The organism is Klebsiella electrica (genome assembly GCF_006711645.1).
GTDB lineage: Bacteria > Pseudomonadota > Gammaproteobacteria > Enterobacterales > Enterobacteriaceae > Klebsiella > Klebsiella electrica.
In genome coordinates, this window is the sequence record NZ_CP041247.1 from 4,782,330 (window position 1) to 4,803,364 (window position 21,035).

Consider the following 21,035-nt stretch of genomic DNA (forward strand, 5'->3'; position numbering starts at 1 on the left):
AGGGTTGAAAAAGAAACGCTAAACCAAATAATTCTTATGTTTAAATCTAGACGTATCGGGCATGTTTATTGTGTAAAAAGACACGCTTCGTTACAACCTTAACCACGACTTATGTTTTGAGAGGCCAACCGTGAGTCTATTTGATAAAACGCATCTTGTCGCCCAGGCGGATGCGCTGCCAGGACGCAACACCCCTATGCCAGTGGCAACACTCCACGCTGTCAATGGCCACTCCATGACCAACGTCCCGGACGGGATGGCGGTTGCCCTGTTCGCGATGGGCTGTTTCTGGGGCGTTGAGCGTCTGTTCTGGCAGTTGCCTGGCGTCTACAGCACCGCCGCGGGCTATACCGGCGGCTATACGCCGAACCCGACCTACCGTGAAGTCTGTACCGGCAATACCGGCCATGCTGAAGCCGTACGCGTCGTGTACGATCCGCAGATCATCAGCTACGCGCAGCTGTTGCAGGTGTTCTGGGAAAATCACGATCCGGCCCAGGGCATGCAGCAGGGCAATGATCATGGCACCCAGTATCGCTCCGCCCTCTATCCGTTGACTCCAGAGCAGGATCAAGCGGCGAAGGCCAGTCTGGCGCGTTTCCAGGCCGCTATGCGCGATGCCAACGACACGCGCGTCATCACCACGGAAATTGCCTCGGCGAAGCCGTTTTACTACGCTGAGGACGATCATCAGCAGTACCTGCACAAAAACCCGTACGGCTACTGCGGTATCGGAGGCATTGGCGTCTGCTTGCCGCCGCAGGCATAATACCGTTTAGCACTAAGGTGAATAATTAACGCTCTGGCGGCTTTACAGTCGCTTACGCTATACTAGCTGGTGTTATAGCCGGTCCAGAGCCTTCGGACCGGTTTTTTATGTATTCCACTATAGCGTTATCAACTTCCCTTCCGAGGATCTGGCCTCAACGGCTGGATAAACTATGTTAAACAGTATTTTAGTTATACTTTGTCTGATTGCTGTCAGCGCGTTTTTTTCGATATCGGAGATCTCGCTGGCCGCTTCACGTAAGATCAAACTCAAACTGCTGGCCGATGACGGCAACGTGAACGCCCAGCGTGTTCTCAAAATGCAGGAAAACCCAGGCACTTTCTTTACCGTCGTGCAGATAGGCCTCAACGCCGTCGCCATTCTTGGTGGTATCGTCGGTGACGCAGCATTCTCGCCGGCGTTTCACAGCCTGCTGAGCCAGTACATGTCTGTTGAGCTTTCCGAGCAATTGAGCTTTATCATCTCCTTTACCCTGGTCACCAGCCTGTTCATTCTGTTCGCTGACCTGACCCCGAAACGCATCGGTATGATTGCGCCAGAAGCCGTTGCTTTGCGTATCATCAACCCGATGCGCTTCTGCCTGTTTGTCTTCCGCCCGCTGGTGTGGTTGTTCAACGGCATGGCCAACAACATCTTCCGCCTGTTCAAAATACCGATGGTGCGTAAGGACGATATTACTTCCGACGACATTTACGCCGTGGTAGAAGCCGGCGCGCTGGCCGGGGTGCTGCGTAAGCAGGAACATGAGCTGATTGAGAACGTCTTCGAGCTGGAGTCACGTACCGTTCCGTCGTCCATGACCTCGCGTGAAAATATCATCTGGTTCGATCTGCACGAAGACGAGCAGAGCCTGAAGAACAAGGTGGCGGAACATCCGCACTCCAAATTCCTGGTCTGCAACGAAGATATCGACCACATCATCGGCTACGTTGACTCTAAAGATCTGCTTAATCGCGTGCTGGCGAACCAAAGCCTGGTGCTGACCGGCGGCGTACAGATTCGCAATACGCTGATTGTTCCGGATACGCTGACGCTGTCGGAGGCGCTGGAAAGCTTTAAAACCGCCGGGGAAGACTTCGCGGTGATCATGAACGAATATGCGCTGGTGGTGGGGATTATCACCCTCAACGACGTGATGACCACTCTGATGGGCGATCTGGTTGGTCAGGGGCTGGAGGAGCAGATTGTCGCTCGCGATGAGAACTCATGGCTGATTGATGGCGGCACACCGATTGACGACGTCATGCGCGTGCTGGATATCGACGAATTCCCGCAGTCCGGCAACTACGAGACCATCGGCGGTTTTATGATGTTTATGCTGCGTAAGATCCCGAAACGCACCGATGCGGTGAAATTCTCCGGCTACAAATTTGAGGTGGTGGATATCGACAACTACCGAATCGACCAGCTGCTGGTTACCCGCATCGACAATAAACCGACCGTGCTGGTGCCCAAGCAGACGGACGCTGCTGAAGATGAGCAAGGCGTAGCGTAGCGCTTGAGGTCTGAAACACTAACGGCTCCCATCAGGAGCCGTTTTTTTACCGCATAGCTATATCGTTATTCAGGTTAAGCCATCTCTGTTTGCAGACGCAGAACCTGACGATTGACTTCAGACATCACAGACAAATGCTGCTTGTCTTTAACCTTCGGGATAAGGATTTTGCCCTTATCAAATTCAAAAGCGCCAACATCCTTGATGTATAACCGTCCACGGAACAGGATCTTCACGTACTTCGCTACTTGCAGCGGATTGTAGCGTTGGAAAATTTTCATTGTTGTCTCCTGCCAGGGTTACGCTCTTGTGGTGCCACACTTGGCCCACGATTCGGGAGCGCAAATTTTAATGCCCTGAAACTATAGTCCAGAACTTCTGTAATACCCAGCATGCATAAGTTTATTTACCTTTTGATGACAATAATTAAGAACTTTCTTTTCAAACATACGTAGAAACTAGTATAAGTCGCCGATTTCCTTCGAATATGTGCGTTATCACGCAAACTGGCACCCTGATTGCGTGTAATGCCGGGAAATCGCATTTATGCTTAAACGAGACCAAGTGGTCGGATCACCTGCATAAAAATAAGGACTCATCATGACCCTACGTAAGCTACTGGCGGTTTCCTGCCTCCTGTTCCCGCTGATGGCCTCAGCGCATAATTTTGTCGATGGTCAGCGCGTCGCGCCGGTTGGCATTGCCGACCGGGGAGAATTAATTCTGGATAATGATAAGTTTAGCTATAAAAACTGGAATAGCTCGCAGCTGGCAGGAAAAGTTCGCGTGGTACAACACATCGCCGGACGCACGTCGGCAAAAGAGAAAAATGCCGCCCTGATCGAGGCGATTAAGGCAGCCAAATTCCCGCATGACCGTTACCAGACCACCACCATCGTTAATACCGACGACGCCATTCCGGGGTCCGGTATGTTCGTGCGCAGCAGCATTGAGAGCAACAAACAGCTCTACCCGTGGTCGCAGTTTATTGTCGACAGCAACGGCCTGGCCCGTAAAGCCTGGCAGCTGCAAGAGGAGGGCTCGGCGATTGTGGTGCTGGATAAAGACGGTCGCGTTCAGTGGGCCAAAGACGGCGCGCTCACCCAGGATGAAGTGCAGCAGGTGGTCGCCCTGCTGCACAAGCTGCTTAGTAAATAGAAACCCGGAAGCCGGGGTTGAGGAACGATTCACGCGGGGTATAGTCCAGAGTGCGCCCCTGCCAGTCGTGAACGTGCGCCCCGGCAGCCACCGCGACAGCATGACCGGCGGCGGTATCCCAGGTGCTGGTCGGCCCGAAGCGCGGATAAAGCTGGGCCTGACCTTCCGCCACCAGGCAGAATTTCAGCGACGAACCGATCGACGTGGTCTGATGTTCGCCAATATGTTCCAGATACTCCTGCAGTTCCGGATCGTTGCCGTGGGAGCGACTGATGACCACCAGCGGTGGCCGGGCATCCCGTACCTGAATCTGCTTACGCATACCGCATTCGTCTTTCCACGCTTTTCCACCTTCCGCGCTGTACAGCACCTTTAAGACCGGCGCGTAAACCACACCAAGTACCGGTTTTCCTTTTTCAATCAAGGCGATATTGACGGTAAATTCACCGTTACGTTTAATAAATTCTTTGGTGCCGTCCAGCGGATCCACCAGCCAGTAGCGCTGCCAGTGCTGGCGCACCTCCCATCCGGGGGGATCTTCTTCAGAGAGCACCGGGATATCGGGCGTCAGCGCCAGCAGGCCGCTTATAATCACCTTGTGCGCGGCGAGATCCGCCGCAGTGACCGGAGAATCATCCTTCTTGCTGGCCACGTCCATCGGCTGCTTTCCATCATAGACTTCCATAATGGCATCACCTGCAATCCGGGCAAGTTGACATACTTGTTCTAACATTCTCCACCTCATCTGATTACAGTGGCGTTAACTCGTTGTTTTAGTTATATCGCATCGGTGCGAGTTCCGCTATCTGTGATAACGATGGCGGTTTCATAAACCATTTTTCGGCATGATTCACATTTCTGTAAGAAACAGGATGTACATACATTTTCTTCTGTGTCATTGCTCATAAAAGGACGCCTCTGATGATTAAGTTTAGCGCAACGTTACTGGCCACGCTGGTTGCCACCAGCGTGAACGCCGCGACGGTCGATTTGCGGATTATGGAAACCACCGATTTGCACAGCAATATGATGGATTTCGACTATTACAAAGACGCCGCAACGGAAAAATTTGGCCTCGTGCGTACCGCTACGCTGATTGAAAAAGCCCGCCTGCAAGTCAAAAACAGCGTGCTGGTCGATAACGGCGATGTTATTCAGGGAAGTCCGCTGGGTGACTATATCGCCGCCAAAGGGCTCAACAGCGGCGATGTCCACCCGGTCTACAAGGCGATGAATACGCTGAATTACGCGGTAGGTAACCTCGGCAATCACGAGTTCAACTACGGTCTTGATTTCCTGCACAAGGCGCTCGCCGGGGCGAAATTCCCTTACGTCAACGCCAATATTATCGATACCAAAACCGGTCAACCGATGTTTACGCCGTACCTGATTAAAGAGACCACGGTGCAGGATAACGACGGCAAAACGCAGACCCTGCGTATCGGCTATATCGGTTTTGTGCCGCCGCAAATTATGACCTGGGATAAAGCAAACCTCAGCGGCAAAGTCACCGTCAACGACATCACCGAAACCGCGCGCAAATACGTTCCTGAAATGCGTGAAAAAGGCGCCGATGTGGTGGTGGTCATTGCCCACTCCGGTCTCTCCGCCGATCCATACCAGGCGATGGCGGAAAACTCGGTGTACTACTTAAGCCAGGTTCCCGGCGTGGATGCCATCATGTTCGGCCACGCGCATGCGGTATTTCCGGGGAAAGATTTTGCCAGTATTAAAGGCGCTGATATTGCGAAAGGCACCCTTAACGGCATTCCGGCGGTGATGCCCGGCATGTGGGGCGATCATCTCGGCGTCGTCGATCTGGTGCTGAATAACGATACCGGCAAATGGCAGGTCAGCCAGGCAAAAGCGGAAGCTCGCCCGATCTATGACGCGGTCGCTAAGAAATCGCTGGCGGCGGAAGATGCGAAGATGGTGGCGGTGCTGAAAACCGATCATGATGCCACCCGTGAATTCGTCAGCAAGCCGATAGGTAAATCCTCAGACAACATGTACAGCTACCTGGCGCTGGTACAGGATGACCCGACCGTGCAGGTGGTGAATATGGCGCAGAAGGCCTACGTTGAGCACTACATTCAGGGCGATCCTGACCTGGCTAAACTGCCGGTGCTCTCTGCCGCCGCGCCGTTTAAAGTCGGCGGCCGCAAAAACGACCCGGCCAGCTTCGTCGAGGTGGAGAAAGGCCAGCTCACCTTCCGCAATGCCGCCGACCTCTATCTCTACCCGAACACCCTGGTGGTGATGAAGGTCAGTGGTAAAGAGGTGAAAGAGTGGCTGGAGTGTTCCGCCGGGCAGTTTAACCAGATTGACCCCGCCAGCAGCAAACCGCAGTCGTTAATTAACTGGGACGGTTTTCGCACCTACAACTTTGATGTGATTGACGGCGTAAACTACCAGATTGACGTCACCCAGCCAGCGCGTTACGACGGCGAGTGTCAGATGATTCACCCGCAGGCAGAACGGATTAAGGATCTGACCTTTAACGGCAAACCTGTTGACCCCAAAGCCACCTTCCTCGTCGCCACTAATAACTACCGCGCCTACGGCGGTAAATTTGCCGGAACCGGCGATAGCCACATTGCTTTTGCCTCCCCCGACGAGAACCGTGCGGTGCTGGCGGCATGGATCGGCGCGGAGTCGAAAAAAGCGGGCGCTATCCACCCGGCCGCCGACAACAACTGGCGTCTGGCCCCTGTCCATAGCAAGGTGCCGCTGGATATCCGCTTTGAGACCTCTCCGGGTGAAAAAGCGGCGGCATTTATTAAAGAGAAAGCACAGTATCCGATGCATCAGGTGGCCACCGATGATATCGGCTTCGCGATTTACCAGTTGGATTTGAGTCAATAACGATTGCCTTCCCCGCTCGCGCGACGCTTAGCGGGGCGCAAAGCAGGCGTCCCACGCGCGGCGACAGGCCGGATCAGATACTGCCGCCGCGATCCGGCTTCTCCCGTCAGGCGACGGCCTGCTCGTGGTTCGCCAGAACCGCGGGCAGATTCAGCTCAATCCAGTCCGCCAGCGCCGCCACTTTCGCGCTAACCTGCTCGCCAAGCGGCGTCAGACTATACTCTACATGCGGCGGGACGACCGGTCGCGAGACCCGATTGATAAAGCCATCCTGCTCCAGCGCCTGCAGCGACTGAGCCAGCATCTTTTCGCTGACGCCGCCCATTTTACGGCGTAGCTCACTAAAGCGATGGGTTCCCCCGCGCAGCGCCACCAGGATTAATACCCCCCAGCGACTGGTCACGTGCTTCAGCACATCGCGTGACGGGCACTGCTCGGCAAACAAATTACCGTCGCGCATTTTTTCGCTCAGCGTCAACTTCGCCATTTTCACACTTACCTTTTTGTACGTACTTACTAAAAGTTAGTTAAGGTGTTAGCTTACCACAACTGTCACGCAACACGAAGGAGAAGACTGATGATCGCAATTACCGGTGCGACCGGCCAGCTTGGCCACCTCGTCCTACAAAATCTGTTAAAAACCACCGCCGCCAGCCAGACTGTGGCCATTGTGCGTAACCCGGCAAAAGCCGGACCCCTAAGCCAACAGGGCATTGTCGTGCGTCAGGCTGATTATACTGATGAAGCGGCATTCACTGCGGCCCTGCAAGGGGTCGAAAAACTGCTGCTGATCTCTTCCAGCGAAGTCGGTCAGCGTGCGTCGCAGCATCGTAATGTTATCAACGCCGCCAAAGCCGCCGGGGTTAAATTTATCGCCTACACCAGCCTGCTGCATGCCGATAAATCCCCGCTTGGCCTGCACGTTGAGCATGTTGAAACCGAGAAAATGCTCGCCGATTCCGCTATCCCCTATGCTCTGCTGCGCAACGGCTGGTACACCGAGAACTATCTCGCCAGCGCGCCACCGGCGCTTGAGCATGGCGTGTTTATCGGTGCTGCCGGTGAGGGCAAAATCGCCTCGGCGACCCGCGCCGACTATGCCGCCGCCGCCGCCCGCGTTATCGCTGAAGAGGGCCATGCCGGGAAGGTGTATGAACTGGCCGGCGATGAAGCCTGGACCCTGAGCGAACTTGCCGCTGAACTGAGCAAGCAGAGCGGTAAAAATGTGGTGTATCAGAACCTGAGCGAAGCCGACTTCGCCGCTACGCTGAAGAGCGTAGGCCTGCCGGCAGGGCTGGCGGACATGCTCGCCGACTCCGATGTCGGCGCCGCCAAAGGCGGTCTGTTTGACGACAGCCGCACCCTGAGCGCGTTGATTGGCCGCCCGACGACACCGCTGGCTGAGAGCATCAAAGGCATTCTGTAACGGTTACAAAAAGGTTAATTTTTGTAGCTTCCCGACGGACCATCCCCAATAATAACAGGATATCCGTCGGGAGAAACGCAATGCAGGGCGTACCGGAACAGTTCAGCGATGAGAGAGACAGCGCACGCTTTCGCCATCCGGCGCAGCTGCCCGGCGTTGAGCTGTACCATGCCCATATCTCCCGCTACGCCTTCGAACCCCATACCCATGAAGCCTTCGGCATCGGTGCGATAGAACTCGGCGCCGAGCGTTTTCGCTATCGCGGCAGCCAGTATGTCGCTCCGGTTAACTCCGTCGTTACTATGAACCCTGACGAACTGCACACCGGAGAAGCGGCCACCGCCGACGGCTGGCGCTACCGTATGGTCTATCTGGAACCGCAGATGCTGGAAGAGGTCACCGGCGTGCGCCACTGGTGGTTCACTGAGGTGGTACGCCAGGATCCGCAGCGCTCGCAGCGGCTCTGTCAGCTTATTTATGGCTTATGGCATACCGACGATCCGCTGGCGCAGCAAGGTCTGTTGCTCGACGTGATCGATACCTTTCGCCCGCTGGCCCATCACGCCCCGGTTATCGCGGAAGCCGCCCACCGTTTCGAGCGCGTGCGCGACTACCTGCATGACAACTATATGCATGCCGTCTCCCTTGATCAGCTGGCGCAGGTTGCCACCCTGAGCCCGTATCACTTTCAGCGCCAGTTTAAGGCTCATTTCCACGTCACGCCCCATCAGATGCTGATGGCCATTCGCCTGTGGCGCGCCAAAGCCTTCCTCACCCACGGAATGCCCGCCGCCGAAGTGGCTGCCGCCACCGGCCTTACCGACCAGTCGCACCTGACCCGCGCCTTTACCCGCCGCTACGGCATCACCCCGGTGCGCTATCAAAAGCAGGTCGCCCGGCGCTAAAGCGCAATCTCATACAATATTCCCGACGCGGCCTCTTCTACACTTTAGCCAACGAAAAGCGGCGCGGATGGCGTAATGATTAGTGGTGTGTTGTATGCCCTGCTGGCAGGGATGATGTGGGGGCTCATATTCGTCGGCCCGGTGCTGGTGCCGGAATACCCGGCGGTCCTGCAATCCATGGGGCGCTATCTGGCCCTGGGGCTGATTGCCCTGCCGCTGGCCTGGCTCGGTCGCGCGCGACTGCGGCAGCTTTCCGGGCGAGACTGGTGGACGGCGCTGGTGCTGACCATGACGGGCAATCTGATCTATTACGTATGTCTTGCCAGCGCTATCCAGCGTACCGGCGCCCCGGTTTCCACCATGATTATTGGCACGCTTCCGGTCGTGCTGCCGGTGATGGCTAACCTGCTCTACAGCCAGCGTGACGGTAAGCTGCCGTGGCGACGCCTCTTTCCGGCGCTCTCCTGTATCGCCGTCGGCCTGGTGTGCGTCAATATTGCCGAACTGCGCCAGGGGTTGCCCAATTTCAGTATCTGGCGCTACGGCGGCGGTATGGGTCTGGCGCTGGTATCGGTGGCCTGCTGGGCCTGGTACGCGTTGCGCAATGCCCGCTGGCTGCGGGAAAATCCGGATAAGCATCCGATGATGTGGGCGACGGCGCAGGCGCTGGTGACGCTACCGGTCTCGCTGGCCGGCTATCTGATTGCCTGCGGATGGCTGCATATTCAGCAGGTCGGCTTCCCGCTGCCCTTTGGCCCACGTCCCCTGCTCTTTGTGACGCTGATGCTGACCATTGCCGTCCTCTGCTCCTGGGTCGGCGCATTGTGCTGGAATATCGCCAGCCAGAAGCTGCCGACGGTGATTCTCGGGCCGCTCATCGTCTTCGAAACGCTGGCTGGCCTGCTGTATACCTTCCTGTTGCGGCAAAGCATGCCGCCGCTGCTGACGCTCAGCGGCATCCTGCTGCTGGTTGTTGGCGTGGTCTACGCGGTCTGTTCCCGGCCACAAAAACCGATGGTTGTGGCGCGGGCCTATGAGACTAAAAAATAGCCTGCTATCCGAAAGGGGTATTTCCTTATCTATAAGATATATTTAATATACATCTTATATTTTTAAAGACGAGGTATCCGCTATGGCTTTTCGTGACCAACCTTTAGGCGAGCTGGCGTTGACGATTCCGCGCGCCTCCGCACTCTTTCGTCAATACGATATGGACTACTGCTGCGGCGGCAAACAGACGCTGGAACGCGCCGCATCGCGTAAGGAACTGGACGTCACGGTGATTGAAGCCGAGCTGGCCAGACTGGCGGAAGAGCCGATAGAGAAAGAGTGGCGCGTCGCGCCGTATGCGGAGATCATCGACCATATCATCGTTCGCTATCACGACAGGCATCGCGAGCAGCTGCCGGAGCTTATCCTGCAGGCCAGCAAAGTGGAGCGCGTGCATGCCGATAAGCCCAATGTGCCGAACGGCTTAACCAAATACCTGACCATGCTGCACCAGGAGCTCTCCAGCCATATGATGAAAGAGGAGCAGATCCTGTTCCCGATGATCAAACAGGGCATGGGGACTCAGGCCGCCGGTCCCATCAGCGTGATGGAAAGCGAACACGACGACGCGGGCGAGCTGCTGGAAGTGATTAAGCATGTCACCAACAATGTCACCCCGCCGCCGGAAGCCTGCACCACGTGGAAAGCGATGTACAACGGCATTAACGAATTGATTGACGACCTGATGGAACACATCAGCCTGGAGAATAACGTTCTGTTTCCGCGTGCCCTCGCCGGAAAATAAAAAAGGCGCCCGCAGGCGCCCTCGACATTGTCAGTCTGATTGGCCACTCCGGTGGCCTTTTTTTATGACGGGCCGTTGCAGGCAACGTTAAAAATCTCTGCCGAAGATTTTTTATTTCGCCAGACGCTTCTTACCGGCAAAGAACCAACCTGCCGCCAGCAGAACGAACCACAGCGGGGTGACGATCAGCGCTTCGCGCGTGTCGGTTTCCAGGGTCAGCAGCACCAGCACAAAGACGAAGAACGCCATACAGACCCAGCACATCAGCTTACCCAGCGGCATCTTATATTTTGACTGCTCATGCAGATGCGGACGCTTTTTGCGGTAGACCAGGTACGAGCACAGGATAATAGTCCAGACGAACATAAACAGGATCGCCGATACCGTGGTAATCATGGTGAAGGCAGCAATCACGCTCGGATTGACCATCAGCATCACCACGCCGCCCAGCAGGCACATACAGGAGAAGGTCAGCCCTTTCGCCGGTACCGCCCGTTTCGACAGTTTGGCGAACATCGACGGCGCCTGGCCATCCTGCGCCAGACCGAACAACATACGGCTGGTTGAGAACACGCCGCTGTTAGCCGAAGAGGCAGCCGAAGTCAGCACCACAAAGTTAATCAGGCTGGCCGCAGCCGGCAGCCCCACCAGCACAAACAGTTCAACGAACGGGCTCTTAGTCGGCACCACGGAACTCCACGGCGTCACCGACATAATCACGATCAGCGCGAAGACGTAGAACATAATAATACGCAGCGGGATCGAGTTAATCGCGCGCGGCAGGGATTTTTCCGGATCTTTGGTTTCTGCAGCGGTGGTCCCTACCAGCTCAATACCGACGAATGCGAAGACCGCTATCTGGAAGCCGGCAAAGAATCCGCTGATCCCTTTCGGGAACCAGCCGCCGTCACTCCACAGATGGGCAAAAGACGCCTCCACGCCGGTCGGCGATTTGAAATGCATCATCACCATCACCAGGCCGACCACAATCAGCGCCACAATGGCGACGATTTTGATCATTGCGAACCAGAACTCCATCTCACCGAACATTTTCACGGTGGCAAGGTTAAGGCTCAGCAGCAGCAGGATAACCGCCAGCGAAGCGACCCAGTCAGAAAGTCCAGGGAACCAGAACTGGGCGTAGGCGGTAATCGCCACCACGTCGGCCATCCCGGTCACCACCCAACAAAACCAGTAGGTCCAGCCGGTAAAATAGCCCGCCCACGGTCCCAGAAGGTCAGCGGCAAAATCACTGAACGACTTATATTGCAGATTCGACAGCAGTAATTCGCCCATCGCGCGCATCACGAAAAACAGCATAAAGCCGATAATCATATAAACAAAAATAATGGATGGCCCGGCGAGGCTGATGGTTTTGCCGGAGCCCATAAACAGTCCGGTCCCGATGGCGCCGCCGATAGCAATAAGCTGAATATGTCGATTCGTGAGATTTCGCCGTAGCGATTGTTCAGTCGGAGCCTGCTCTTCGGCAGCGACTTTAACCTGATCTACCATGTGATTTTCTTCCTGTTGTACCTGTCTGTGTTGTTCAGGCTCTGATGGCCCGTCATTCGTCATTACCCTGAAAAAAGGGTTTATCGATATTAGGTAAGAATCGGAGGGATGAATACTATGATTTAGATATAATGTTAATTTTATGTTTAAAGTGAGTGTTATATCACTCCCGCTGCGCGAAACAGCTCACAAAAATACACCTAAAAAGCCTGAGTGCAACATAAAATTCCAGCAAATTTCCAACTTAAGTATTTTGCGCTATTTTTAGTCGCTCCCTCCCCCTTAAGGGAGAGGAAGCACCTGCTGATTAGATAATATCCAGCAGTTCAACTTCAAAAATCAGGGTGCTGAACGGAGGAATAGAAGCTCCTGCACCGCGCTCGCCATAGGCCAGGTTGTGCGGAATGGTCAGTTCCCATTTGGAACCCACCGGCATCAGGGTCAGCGCTTCAATCCAGCCGCCGATCACGCCGGTCACCGGGAACTCAGCCGGTTCGCCGCGGGCTACAGAGCTGTCAAATACGGTACCGTCGATCAGTTTACCGGTGTAATGCACACGGACGCGGTCGGTACGCGCCGGGATCGCGCCTTCGCCCTGGGTCAGAACGCGGAACTGCAGACCAGATTCGGTGCTGTTCACGCCTTCACGCTCGCGGTTTTCATCGAGGTATTTCTGACCATCGGCCGCCATCTCCTGGAAACGCTCGCGACGTACCGCGTCAGCACGCTCGTGGATTTCACGCAGCGCGCGGTGAACGGCTTCCACCGGCACCTGCGGCTGATTGCCTTCCAGCGCATCGGCAATGCCGGCAACCAGTGCTTCAGGCAGCAGCCCCTGCAGGCCGGATTCGCTCAGCTGTTGTCCAACCTGCAAGCCGATACCGTAACTTGCCTGTGCTTCAATAGTGTCAAAAGTCGGGGTTGCCATCTTCTTTCCTTATTTTTCGGGGGGAAATTTCACACTCGACGGATTCCAGACAGCAAGAAGGCGGCATGCAGATGATTCACCGCCAGGACAGGCCACAGTGTGACCAGTGCAGGCAGGCGCAGCCAGCGCATCAGCGACTCGAAAGACGACGAGTATAAAGTGGTGGGCAGCATATCAGCCATCGTCCGATGGGTAAAACTTTGTCGCGGAGATGATGACAAATCTGAGGGAAACAGAAACAATAGGGATATCAGGTTAACCTCACGAAACATATCTTTGTCTCGGCCATCAGGAAGTTAGCCATCTATACTCTACGGAGCAGGATAAAAATATGCGGAGCAGGAGGAAAGCCATGCCCGGGCGCTTTGACATCACAACTACCCTGGCGAAGATCTGGCACGCCCCGGATCATATTCGCATTATGGACCCGCTGCCGCCCATGCATCGCCGGGGCATCATTGCCGGTGCGTTGCTGGTGATTATCGGCATACTGCTCCCGTCAGAGGACAGCGGTAGCCCGCGACAAAGTGGCCGCGAAGCCAGTATCGACCTGCAATCGCAGTCCCAGCCGCCATCTTCCCAACAGGCCATGCCGCTGCCGCCGATTACCACCACGCCGACGGTCAATGACGCCGATCAGATGGCGCCGGTAGCGCCGGAGCCGGTTCAGGACGAGCCGGTGGATCAGGGACAGAGCCAGGCCTACTCTCAGCCCTCTCAGCCGCAACCGCGACAACAACAGCAACATTCGGCTGCGGGGATTGAGCAGCAGTGGCGCACCTACCGCATAGAAGCGGGTAAAACCCTGGCCCAGCTGTTCCGCGACCATAATCTGCCGCCCACCGACGTCTATGCGATGGCCCAGGTAGAAGGTCCGGGCAAACCGCTCAGTTCGCTGCAAACCGGGCAGACGGTGCAAATTCGGCAGAATGCCAATGGCGTCGTGACCGGCCTGACAATTGATACCGATAGCGGACAGCAGGTGCTGTTCACCCGTCAGGCGAACGGCAGTTTTATTCGCGCGCGCTAATCGTCGGAAAAAATCCACTGGTCATGCCGGGTATCATGCCCGGCCCGTGCAGAGACGCCCTCTCCCGCTCCCGCATCCTTGATCCTGCTTCATTATGTATCGCGTCGCGTCCGCTTATACCAATGCCTCCCACTCAAAGGATGGGTCATTGACGGCCTGATATGGACATTTTGTCAGGAGAGAACAACAGAAGGGGAAGGCAGAAAAGCAAAACGCCGGCACAAGGCCGGCGTCTCGACGCAAACTGAGTAAAAAATTACTCAGCTACAACGTTAACAACCAGTTTCGCGAAGACTTCGCTGTGAACCTGGAAGTCCACTTCGTGCTCACCGGTGGTGCGCAGAACGCCGTTCGGCAGACGAACTTCGCTCTTAGCAACAGCAACGCCAGCTGCAGATACAGCGTCAGCGATGTCGCGGGTACCGATGGAACCGAACAGTTTACCTTCGTCGCCAGATTTAGACGCGATGATAACGGTGCCCAGTGCGTTGATTGCTTCAGCACGTGCGTTAGCAGCGGCCAGAACGTCAGCCAGTTTGGCTTCCAGTTCAGCGCGGCGCGCTTCGAAGAATTCAACGTTTTTCTTGGTAGCAGGAACAGCTTTGCCCTGCGGTACCAGGAAGTTACGAGCATAGCCCGCTTTAACGTTAACCTGATCACCCAGGCTACCGAGGTTTGCTACTTTATCAAGCAGAATAACTTGCATTACCTTATCCTCTCAAAGTCGTATTAATGGACCGTGACCGATTACTGATGACGATCAGTGTACGGCAGCAGGGACAGGTAGCGTGCGCGTTTGATAGCGCGAGCCAGCTGACGCTGATATTTTGCACGGGTACCGGTGATACGGCTTGGGACAATCTTACCGCTTTCGGTGATGTAGTTTTTCAGCGTTGCGATATCTTTATAGTCGATCTCTTGAACGCCTTCCGCGGTGAAACGGCAGAACTTGCGACGACGGAAATAACGTGCCATTTGGCTAGTCTCCAGAATCTATCAATTCAATCTGCTCGGCATGCAGAACCATTTTGCTCAGGCCGTTCTTTGCCTTGTGGCAAGAGATGAACCCCTGAACGGTCACTGCGCTACCGACCGTTATACTGTGAGTAATGGCCTGGTTCTCGTGTCCGCTAATAATTACGGGCATTTGACACCATGCCTGCCGGTGAAAACCGGCTTCCTCCTGCACTGAACGATGCTCAAGCACGAACTGGCAGTGTGGAATTCCTGACGGGCTGACCTTACGCAGTGGCGTCCTGCAAACAATGCCGGACAGCTCCAGACGATTGGTCATCAGGATTACTCTTCAGAATCCCCAGCTTCAGAATCATCTGCGGTTTCGTTTGCGAAATCTTCGCGACGCTCACGGCGCTCGTCTTTCGCTTTAACCATCGGAGATGCTTCGGTAACAGCGTGCTTAGTACGCATTACCATGCTGCGGATAACGGCGTCGTTGAAGCGGAAGTTAGTTTCCAGCTCATCGATCGCTTCCTGCGGAGCTTCAACGTTCAGCAGAACGTAGTGAGCTTTGTGCAGTTTGTTGATCGGGTAAGCCAGCTGACGGCGGCCCCAGTCTTCCAGACGGTGGATCGTACCTTCTGCTGCAGTGATTGCACCAGTGTAACGTTCGATCATACCCGGAACCTGTTCGCTCTGGTCAGGATGGACCATAAAAACGATTTCGTAATGACGCATCGAATTGCTCCTTACGGATTATTCAGCCTCCTGTCTGGGTCAGCCGCGGCCCATGGAGGCAAGGAACGTGTTAAAGGGCGGCCGAAAAATTGACGCGTCATTCTACTTTCGTCGCTCTGGGAAGACAAGCGAATTGCGCAAATAATTCGCACTAACGGTAAAGCCGCGCTAAGTCAGTGATTTAAAATTAATCAACGACACCAGCGACACTTTTTTGAACAACTTCATCAGAAATGGTCACGATACCCACCGTCGCCAGAGATTACACTTAAATCAGAGCTATCGATAACCCCGGAGGATCCCGTATTTAACGCCAGCATGGTCGACAGAACGTCAGGAGCGTAGAGTATGAAATACATCATCATTGCCGCTACGGCTGCGCTTTTACTAAGCGCCAACGCGCTCGCAGCCATCAAGATCGATGGGCGCCAGGCACGCAACATGGACGATGTGCAGAGCCTGGGCGTTATCTATATCAACCATAATATGGCGACTGAGCAAGAGGCCGACAAGGCACTTAATCAGCTGAGCGATGCGCAAGGCGCAAAATATTTTCAGCCGATCCTGATTCACGAACCGGAAAGCAACGGCGTGATTCATGCCAGTGCAGCCATTTATCGCTAATCCCCTCTCTCTTTGACTTCGCCCGATAATCAGGGCGAAGTTTTAATGCAATTGAGTATTACTTTTCCTTGTAAAGGATCCGCTTCAGCGCAACCTGATGTCATCTCTCTTTTAACTGCATGGTTCCACGTTTTGTCCGTAGTAGGCATCTGGCCCGTGCTTACGCATAAAATGTTTGTCCATCAGCCAGCTATCGATGGGCTTCAGCTGCGGGTTGATGGCGCGTGCTATCCACGCCATCCGCGCCACCTCTTCCATCACCACCGCGTTGTGCACCGCATCGTGCGCATCTTTGCCCCAGGCAAAAGGCCCGTGCTGATAGACCACTATTCCCGGCATATGCAGCGGCTCAACGTCACCCAGCGTTTCGATAATCACGCGGCCGGTATTCAGTTCATAAGCCTCTTCCACTTCCTGTGCGCTTAACGCCCGGGTGCAGGGGATATCGCCAAAGAAGTCATCCGCATGGGTCGTCCCCAGCGCGGGAATGGCCAGACCTGCCTGCGCCCAGGCCGTCGCGTGCGTCGAGTGGGTATGCACCACGCCTCCCAGGTTCGGGTAGCGGCGATACAGCGCCAGATGCGTGGCGGTATCGGAAGAGGGACGATACCGCCCCGCCACCACGTTACCCTCAAGATCCACGACGACCATCTCATCCGCTTTCATGGCCTCGTAGGCGACACCGCTGGGCTTAATTGCCACCAGCCCGCGTTCACGGTCGATAGCGCTGACGTTACCCCAGGTAAAAGTGACCAGGCCGTAGCGCGGCAAATCCATATTGGCTTCAAATACCTGCTGTTTGAGCTTTTGCATTATGCCGCCTCCACCAGGCCTGCGCTGGCCATCCGCGCCTTCACCCAATCGCGCGCTTTCGCTACTTCAGCGGCCGGATCGTCCGTCGTTTCGCTCCACATCTCAATCAGATACGGGCCACAGTAGCCCGTCTGTTTGAGGGTTTCGAAGCAGCGCTCAAAATCAACCACCCCTTCGCCGAACGGCACGTTTTTAAATACGCCGGGTTTCGTGTCTTTGACATGTACCGCCACGATATGCCCTATCCCGGCCTGTAGCTCCATCTGCACATCGTTATCCCATGCAGACAGGTTGCCAATATCCGGATAGAGCTGGAACCACGGATTATTCAGGTAGTGGGCATAGCCCAGCGCCTTGCTGATCGAATTCATCAGCGGATAATCCATGATCTCCATCGCCAGCGTCACCTGCGCGCGGCTCGCCATTTCGACGCTCTCTTTTAACCCGTCGCGGAAACGACGGCGCGTCTCGTTGTTGGCTTCCTGGTAGTAAACGTCGTAACCCGCCAGCTGGATAACGCGAATCCCGACATCCTGCGCCAGCTGAATGGCTTTGCGCATAATCACCAGACCCTGCGCGCGTACCGCGTCGTCTTCGCTACCGAGCGGGAAGCGCCGATGGGCGCTCAGGCACATAGAGGGTACGCGCACTCCGGTTTCAGCAATCGCCTCGATCAGCGCGAGGCGCTGCTCCCGACGCCAGTCAAGCCGCGCCAGGCGCGCCTCGGTTTCATCTACCGACATTTCGACGAAATCAAAACCGAGCGCTTTAGCCAGCTGCAGGCGTTCCAGCCAGCACTCCCCGGCGGGGAGCGCTTTTTCATAGATACCGAGCGGAATGTGTTTCGACAGCATAGTCGCTCCTTAGCCCCACAGCTGGGCGATAGAACGTTTGAACTGCCGTGCGGCTTCCACCGGAGAAGCGGCGTCGCGAATGCTGCGCCCGGCGATAAAGACGTGGATCGGAATCCCCTGGAACAGCGGCAAATCTTCCAGCGCCAGACCGCCGGTGACGGTGACTTTAAAGCCCATATCGGACAGGCGTTTGATAGCGTTAATATCCGCCTCGCTCCATGCCACGCCGGCCGCCTGCGCATCGCGGCTACGGTGATAAACTACCTGCTGGATGCCCGCTTCACGCCACTCCTGCGCCTGCTCCCAGGACCAGTAGCCGGTCAGTTCGATCTGCACATCGCCGTTGAACTCTTTCGCCACGTCCAGCGCGCCTTTGGTGGTGTTGATATCCGCACAGCAGATCACGGTCACCCAGTCGGCATTGGCTTCAAAGCACATACGGGAGAGAATTTTACCGGCATCGGCGATCTTGGCGTCCGCCAGCACGATTTTATTGGGATAGAGCGCCTTCAGGTCGCGAACGGCGCGTACGCCTTCGGCCACGCAGAGAATGGTGCCGACTTCAATAATATCCACTTCATCGGCTATCAGACGCGTCGTTTCATACGCGGAAGACATCGATTGGTTATCCAGCGCAACCTGCAACATAGGTAATGACATTTTGCTATTCCTTTTAAACGGTCGCCGCAGTGGCGTTATCAATTAAATCCAGCACTTCCTGCGCGGTGCGGCAGGCGCGTAAACGGTCAAAATTGGCTTCATCTTCAAACAGATTGACGATCTGCATGATGCCGACCTCCTGATGAGTATTGGCATCCACGGCAGCCATCGTGATCAAGATATCGACCGGGTCGTTATCCTCATGATTGAAAACCAGCGGCGTTTTCAGCGTGACCAGCGCAAAGCCGGTTTTCTTCACCCCCTCTTCCGGGCGACCGTGCGGCATCGCCAGACCGGGAGCAATCACGAAATAGGGGCCGTGCTGAGCAACGCCATCCAGAATGGCCTGGTAGTAGCGCGGCTCTACGACATCCGCCTTCACCAGTAAATCAACGCTCAGCTTGACAGCTTCCTGCCAGGTGCTGGCGTCGGCCTGTAGAAGGATGGAGTGATTCTCCACCAGCGAATCACGTAATTTCATCTGACCTCCTTACTTCACATCCTGCGGGAAGTGCGCGTTGATCACTTCCAGCAGTTTTGGGCCAAAGTCCGCGGGCGATAGCATGTTGCGTACGCCAACCACGTATTTATTGCCGGAGACGCTAATCTCACCGGCGATATGGGTGGAGGCGATGATGATGTCCGCGCCGTTTAGTTCACTTTTGTATTCCCCCACCGCGCAGCTGTTCACCGTGTGATCGATATTTGACTGGGTCAAAAACTGGTCCACCTTCATTTTCATGATCATGGAACTTCCTTGCCCGTTACCACATACAGCCAGAATACGTACGGTCATAGTCAAAACTCCTTATTGAGCAGAAGCATCTGTCAGTTGTTTTTCCGCATCCTCTTCAGCACGCAGCGTGCGCCCTGCGAAGAACATATAAACCAGTGCAATAATGATGATGACGGCCATAAACGCGATACCGATAGAGGCGAGGCCCTGCATCATCGGCGGCGCCAGAATCGACCAGTCCGCCATGCCCATCCAGGCGCTCATACCGGTCAGTTTCACCGCCCAGACGCAGCCAAAGATTTCAATCATCCCCATCACCAGACAAATCTTCAGCGCCGCGCGCCAGCCGCCAAAGTGGTTAGCAAAGACGCCGATGGTGGCGTTCGAGAAGAACATTGGGATAAAGCCCGGAATAATCAGAATGGAAGAGCCGACGCCCACCAGAATACCGACGGCGATCAGCTGGCCGATGGTGCCCCACATAAAGCCCCAGACGACGGCGTTGGGCGCAAAGCTATAAATCGCGGCACAGTCAATCGCCAGTACGGCACCGGGAATCAGGCGTTGGGAGATACCGTTGAACGCTTCAGAGAGCTCGGCGACGAACATGCGCACGCCCTGGGTGATAATGAAAATAGCGACGGCGAACGAGAAGCCCGTTTGCAGGATATAGACCGTCCAGTGGGTGTTGCCCGCCATCGCTTGTACGGTGTCGATGCCGAAGGAGAGCAAAATCGCGCCGAAGAAAATGGTCATCACGATGGCCGTGGAGACGATGTTGTCGTGAAAGATGTTCAGCCAGCCCGGCAGCTTAAGATCCTCAACGCTCTCCTCTTTTTTACCCAAATACGGGGCGACCTTATAAGCAATCCAGGAGGCAAACTGCTGCTGGTGTCCGATGGAGAAGCCGCAGCCGTCGGTCACTTCCTGGGTCGGCTTGTACATCATGTTGGAGGTAATGCCCCAATAGAGCGACACCAGCACCGCCGTGCAGATAATAGTCGTCCACATCGGGTAACCGAAGATATAGAAAGAGACGGCAATCAGCCCCGCCTGCTGGAACATGATGTGCCCGGTCAGCATGATGGTACGAATCCCGGTAATGCGCCGCAGCAGGACATAACAAATATTCAGCGCCAGGGCTAACAGCACGGTATACCCCACCCAGCTGTAGGCATCCCCCATGCGCTCAATAGTTGCCATCATTGAAGCGTAGGTGTCGGAGATAGCGCCGTTGATGCCGTAAACCTCCGACATTTTCGCTACCACCGGTTTAAACGTGCTGGTCAGAATGCCGGAGCCGGCCTGCAACAGCATGAAACCGATAATGGTTTTAATCGTCCCCTTAACAATAACGCTGGCGCTTTTACGCAGCAGGATATAGCCCAGACAGGTCACAATACCCAGCAGCAGCGGGGCGTTGGTCATTACCTGGTTAAAGAACACGGTAAAGATGTGGTAGAGAATCGCCATAACACACTCCAGAAGGTGGACGCTCCAGAACGCACACTACGCTCAGGGCTTGTTGTTGGGATCAACTCTAATAATCAAAAATAATCACAACAAGATTATATTTGATTAAATGTGACGCACGCCGCAAATAATCCTTCAGTCCGTTGCCGTATTAATTCTCATTTTCCATGAAGTAAAAATAATGAATACAAATCAATAATATAAAAATATTCAAGTTTAATAAGTTACACATCTGTCTCGCTTTAACCCTCCGCCCCCCTTTTATGAATGGCA

25 protein-coding genes are annotated in these 21,035 nt (G+C 55.1%); 10 read left to right on the plus strand and 15 right to left on the minus strand.

Annotated features, from left to right (window positions below; all coding sequences use genetic code 11):
* Nucleotides 1–130 precede the first annotated feature (130 nt).
* Nucleotides 131–769, plus strand: a complete 639-nt coding sequence (gene msrA, locus Electrica_RS22830) for a peptide-methionine (S)-S-oxide reductase MsrA (protein ID WP_141965470.1) — start codon at nucleotides 131–133, stop codon at nucleotides 767–769.
* Nucleotides 770–941: 172 nt separating this feature from the next.
* Nucleotides 942–2,285, plus strand: coding sequence for a hemolysin family protein (locus Electrica_RS22835; protein WP_100685591.1), 1,344 nt, complete (start codon nucleotides 942–944; stop codon nucleotides 2,283–2,285).
* A 74-nt stretch (nucleotides 2,286–2,359) separates the two neighbouring features.
* Here the strand turns inward: Electrica_RS22835 and Electrica_RS22840 are convergent, their stop codons facing one another.
* Nucleotides 2,360–2,566 carry a DUF1107 domain-containing protein gene (locus Electrica_RS22840; protein ID WP_004857160.1) on the minus strand — a complete coding sequence of 69 codons (207 nt, stop codon included), beginning with the start codon at nucleotides 2,564–2,566 and terminating at the stop codon, nucleotides 2,360–2,362.
* Between the two features lie 319 nt (nucleotides 2,567–2,885).
* Here Electrica_RS22840 and Electrica_RS22845 point away from each other — a divergent pair, with 319 nt between their 5' ends.
* Entirely contained in the window at nucleotides 2,886–3,443 is a 558-nt protein-coding gene (locus Electrica_RS22845; protein ID WP_141965471.1) for a YtfJ family protein, read from the plus strand.
* Here the strand turns inward: Electrica_RS22845 and cysQ are convergent.
* Nucleotides 3,433–4,176 (minus strand): 3'(2'),5'-bisphosphate nucleotidase CysQ, encoded by a 744-nt coding sequence (gene cysQ / locus Electrica_RS22850; RefSeq protein WP_100685589.1) that lies wholly within the window; start codon nucleotides 4,174–4,176, stop codon nucleotides 3,433–3,435. The two genes, Electrica_RS22845 and cysQ, sit on opposite strands and share 11 nt — an antisense overlap.
* Nucleotides 4,177–4,364: 188 nt before the next feature.
* Here cysQ and Electrica_RS22855 point away from each other — a divergent pair, with 188 nt between their 5' ends.
* Nucleotides 4,365–6,308: a bifunctional 2',3'-cyclic-nucleotide 2'-phosphodiesterase/3'-nucleotidase gene (locus tag Electrica_RS22855; protein ID WP_141965472.1), complete on the plus strand. Its 1,944-nt coding sequence runs from the start codon at nucleotides 4,365–4,367 to the stop codon at nucleotides 6,306–6,308.
* A gap of 106 nt (nucleotides 6,309–6,414) precedes the next feature.
* On the opposite strand, the gene Electrica_RS22860 is transcribed toward Electrica_RS22855, so the two are convergent.
* Entirely contained in the window at nucleotides 6,415–6,795 is a 381-nt protein-coding gene (locus Electrica_RS22860; protein WP_100685587.1) for a winged helix-turn-helix transcriptional regulator, read from the minus strand.
* A 90-nt stretch (nucleotides 6,796–6,885) separates the two neighbouring features.
* Between Electrica_RS22860 and Electrica_RS22865 the strand changes: the two genes are divergently transcribed.
* The 4 genes from Electrica_RS22865 to ytfE all read left to right on the plus strand — a co-directional run bounded on the left by Electrica_RS22865 (nucleotide 6,886) and on the right by ytfE (nucleotide 10,434).
* Complete coding sequence (locus Electrica_RS22865) at nucleotides 6,886–7,734, plus strand: SDR family oxidoreductase (protein WP_141965473.1); 849 nt, start codon at nucleotides 6,886–6,888, stop codon at nucleotides 7,732–7,734.
* Nucleotides 7,735–7,814: 80 nt separating this feature from the next.
* Nucleotides 7,815–8,639, plus strand: coding sequence for an AraC family transcriptional regulator (locus Electrica_RS22870; RefSeq protein ID WP_141965474.1), 825 nt, complete (start codon nucleotides 7,815–7,817; stop codon nucleotides 8,637–8,639).
* A 75-nt stretch (nucleotides 8,640–8,714) separates the two neighbouring features.
* A complete protein-coding gene (locus tag Electrica_RS22875) occupies nucleotides 8,715–9,689 on the plus strand; it encodes a DMT family transporter (protein ID WP_141965476.1) in 975 nt (324 codons plus the stop codon).
* Nucleotides 9,690–9,771: 82 nt separating this feature from the next.
* Entirely contained in the window at nucleotides 9,772–10,434 is a 663-nt protein-coding gene (gene ytfE, locus Electrica_RS22880) for an iron-sulfur cluster repair protein YtfE (protein ID WP_141965478.1), read from the plus strand.
* Between the two features lie 111 nt (nucleotides 10,435–10,545).
* Here ytfE and cycA read toward each other — a convergent pair whose 3' ends face one another.
* Both cycA and fklB read right to left on the minus strand, forming a co-directional pair.
* Nucleotides 10,546–11,949 (minus strand): D-serine/D-alanine/glycine transporter, encoded by a 1,404-nt coding sequence (cycA, locus tag Electrica_RS22885; RefSeq protein ID WP_141965480.1) that lies wholly within the window; start codon nucleotides 11,947–11,949, stop codon nucleotides 10,546–10,548.
* A gap of 307 nt (nucleotides 11,950–12,256) precedes the next feature.
* On the minus strand, nucleotides 12,257–12,877 hold the full coding sequence (fklB, locus tag Electrica_RS22890) for an FKBP-type peptidyl-prolyl cis-trans isomerase (protein ID WP_015585317.1): 621 nt from the start codon (nucleotides 12,875–12,877) through the stop codon (nucleotides 12,257–12,259).
* A gap of 352 nt (nucleotides 12,878–13,229) precedes the next feature.
* On the opposite strand from fklB, the gene Electrica_RS22900 reads away from it, so the two are divergent.
* The gene (locus tag Electrica_RS22900; protein WP_100685581.1) at nucleotides 13,230–13,907 is read left to right on the plus strand and encodes a LysM-like peptidoglycan-binding domain-containing protein; all 678 of its coding nucleotides are present in this window, start codon (nucleotides 13,230–13,232) and stop codon (nucleotides 13,905–13,907) included.
* A 256-nt stretch (nucleotides 13,908–14,163) separates the two neighbouring features.
* On the opposite strand, the gene rplI is transcribed toward Electrica_RS22900, so the two are convergent.
* From rplI to rpsF, 4 genes are read right to left on the minus strand one after another with little or no spacing between them, the layout of a single operon-like run.
* Nucleotides 14,164–14,613 (minus strand): 50S ribosomal protein L9, encoded by a 450-nt coding sequence (gene rplI / locus Electrica_RS22905; RefSeq protein WP_141965482.1) that lies wholly within the window; start codon nucleotides 14,611–14,613, stop codon nucleotides 14,164–14,166.
* 41 nt (nucleotides 14,614–14,654) lie between these two features.
* Complete coding sequence (gene rpsR / locus Electrica_RS22910; RefSeq protein ID WP_000135199.1) at nucleotides 14,655–14,882, minus strand: 30S ribosomal protein S18; 228 nt, start codon at nucleotides 14,880–14,882, stop codon at nucleotides 14,655–14,657.
* 4 nt (nucleotides 14,883–14,886) lie between these two features.
* The gene (priB, locus tag Electrica_RS22915; RefSeq protein ID WP_004857121.1) at nucleotides 14,887–15,201 is read right to left on the minus strand and encodes a primosomal replication protein N; all 315 of its coding nucleotides are present in this window, start codon (nucleotides 15,199–15,201) and stop codon (nucleotides 14,887–14,889) included.
* A 5-nt stretch (nucleotides 15,202–15,206) separates the two neighbouring features.
* A complete protein-coding gene (gene rpsF / locus Electrica_RS22920) occupies nucleotides 15,207–15,602 on the minus strand; it encodes a 30S ribosomal protein S6 (protein ID WP_004098001.1) in 396 nt (131 codons plus the stop codon).
* A gap of 348 nt (nucleotides 15,603–15,950) precedes the next feature.
* On the opposite strand from rpsF, the gene Electrica_RS22925 reads away from it, so the two are divergent.
* The gene (locus Electrica_RS22925; RefSeq protein WP_131049412.1) at nucleotides 15,951–16,226 is read left to right on the plus strand and encodes a YdgH/BhsA/McbA family protein; all 276 of its coding nucleotides are present in this window, start codon (nucleotides 15,951–15,953) and stop codon (nucleotides 16,224–16,226) included.
* Between the two features lie 111 nt (nucleotides 16,227–16,337).
* Here the strand turns inward: Electrica_RS22925 and Electrica_RS22930 are convergent, their stop codons facing one another.
* Genes Electrica_RS22930 through ulaA form a run of 6 tightly spaced genes read right to left on the minus strand, consistent with a single transcriptional unit; the run spans nucleotide 16,338 to nucleotide 20,762 of the window.
* Entirely contained in the window at nucleotides 16,338–17,039 is a 702-nt protein-coding gene (locus tag Electrica_RS22930; RefSeq protein ID WP_141965484.1) for an L-ribulose-5-phosphate 4-epimerase, read from the minus strand.
* Nucleotides 17,039–17,893: an L-ribulose-5-phosphate 3-epimerase gene (locus Electrica_RS22935; RefSeq protein ID WP_141965486.1), complete on the minus strand. Its 855-nt coding sequence runs from the start codon at nucleotides 17,891–17,893 to the stop codon at nucleotides 17,039–17,041. The genes Electrica_RS22930 and Electrica_RS22935 overlap by 1 nt, the downstream gene beginning before the upstream one ends.
* Nucleotides 17,894–17,902: 9 nt before the next feature.
* Complete coding sequence (locus tag Electrica_RS22940; protein WP_100685577.1) at nucleotides 17,903–18,553, minus strand: 3-keto-L-gulonate-6-phosphate decarboxylase UlaD; 651 nt, start codon at nucleotides 18,551–18,553, stop codon at nucleotides 17,903–17,905.
* A gap of 13 nt (nucleotides 18,554–18,566) precedes the next feature.
* Complete coding sequence (gene ulaC / locus Electrica_RS22945; protein WP_100685576.1) at nucleotides 18,567–19,034, minus strand: PTS ascorbate transporter subunit IIA; 468 nt, start codon at nucleotides 19,032–19,034, stop codon at nucleotides 18,567–18,569.
* A 9-nt stretch (nucleotides 19,035–19,043) separates the two neighbouring features.
* On the minus strand, nucleotides 19,044–19,349 hold the full coding sequence (ulaB, locus tag Electrica_RS22950; RefSeq protein ID WP_100685575.1) for a PTS ascorbate transporter subunit IIB: 306 nt from the start codon (nucleotides 19,347–19,349) through the stop codon (nucleotides 19,044–19,046).
* 12 nt (nucleotides 19,350–19,361) lie between these two features.
* The gene (gene ulaA, locus Electrica_RS22955) at nucleotides 19,362–20,762 is read right to left on the minus strand and encodes a PTS ascorbate transporter subunit IIC (protein ID WP_100685574.1); all 1,401 of its coding nucleotides are present in this window, start codon (nucleotides 20,760–20,762) and stop codon (nucleotides 19,362–19,364) included.
* Nucleotides 20,763–21,035 lie beyond the last annotated feature (273 nt).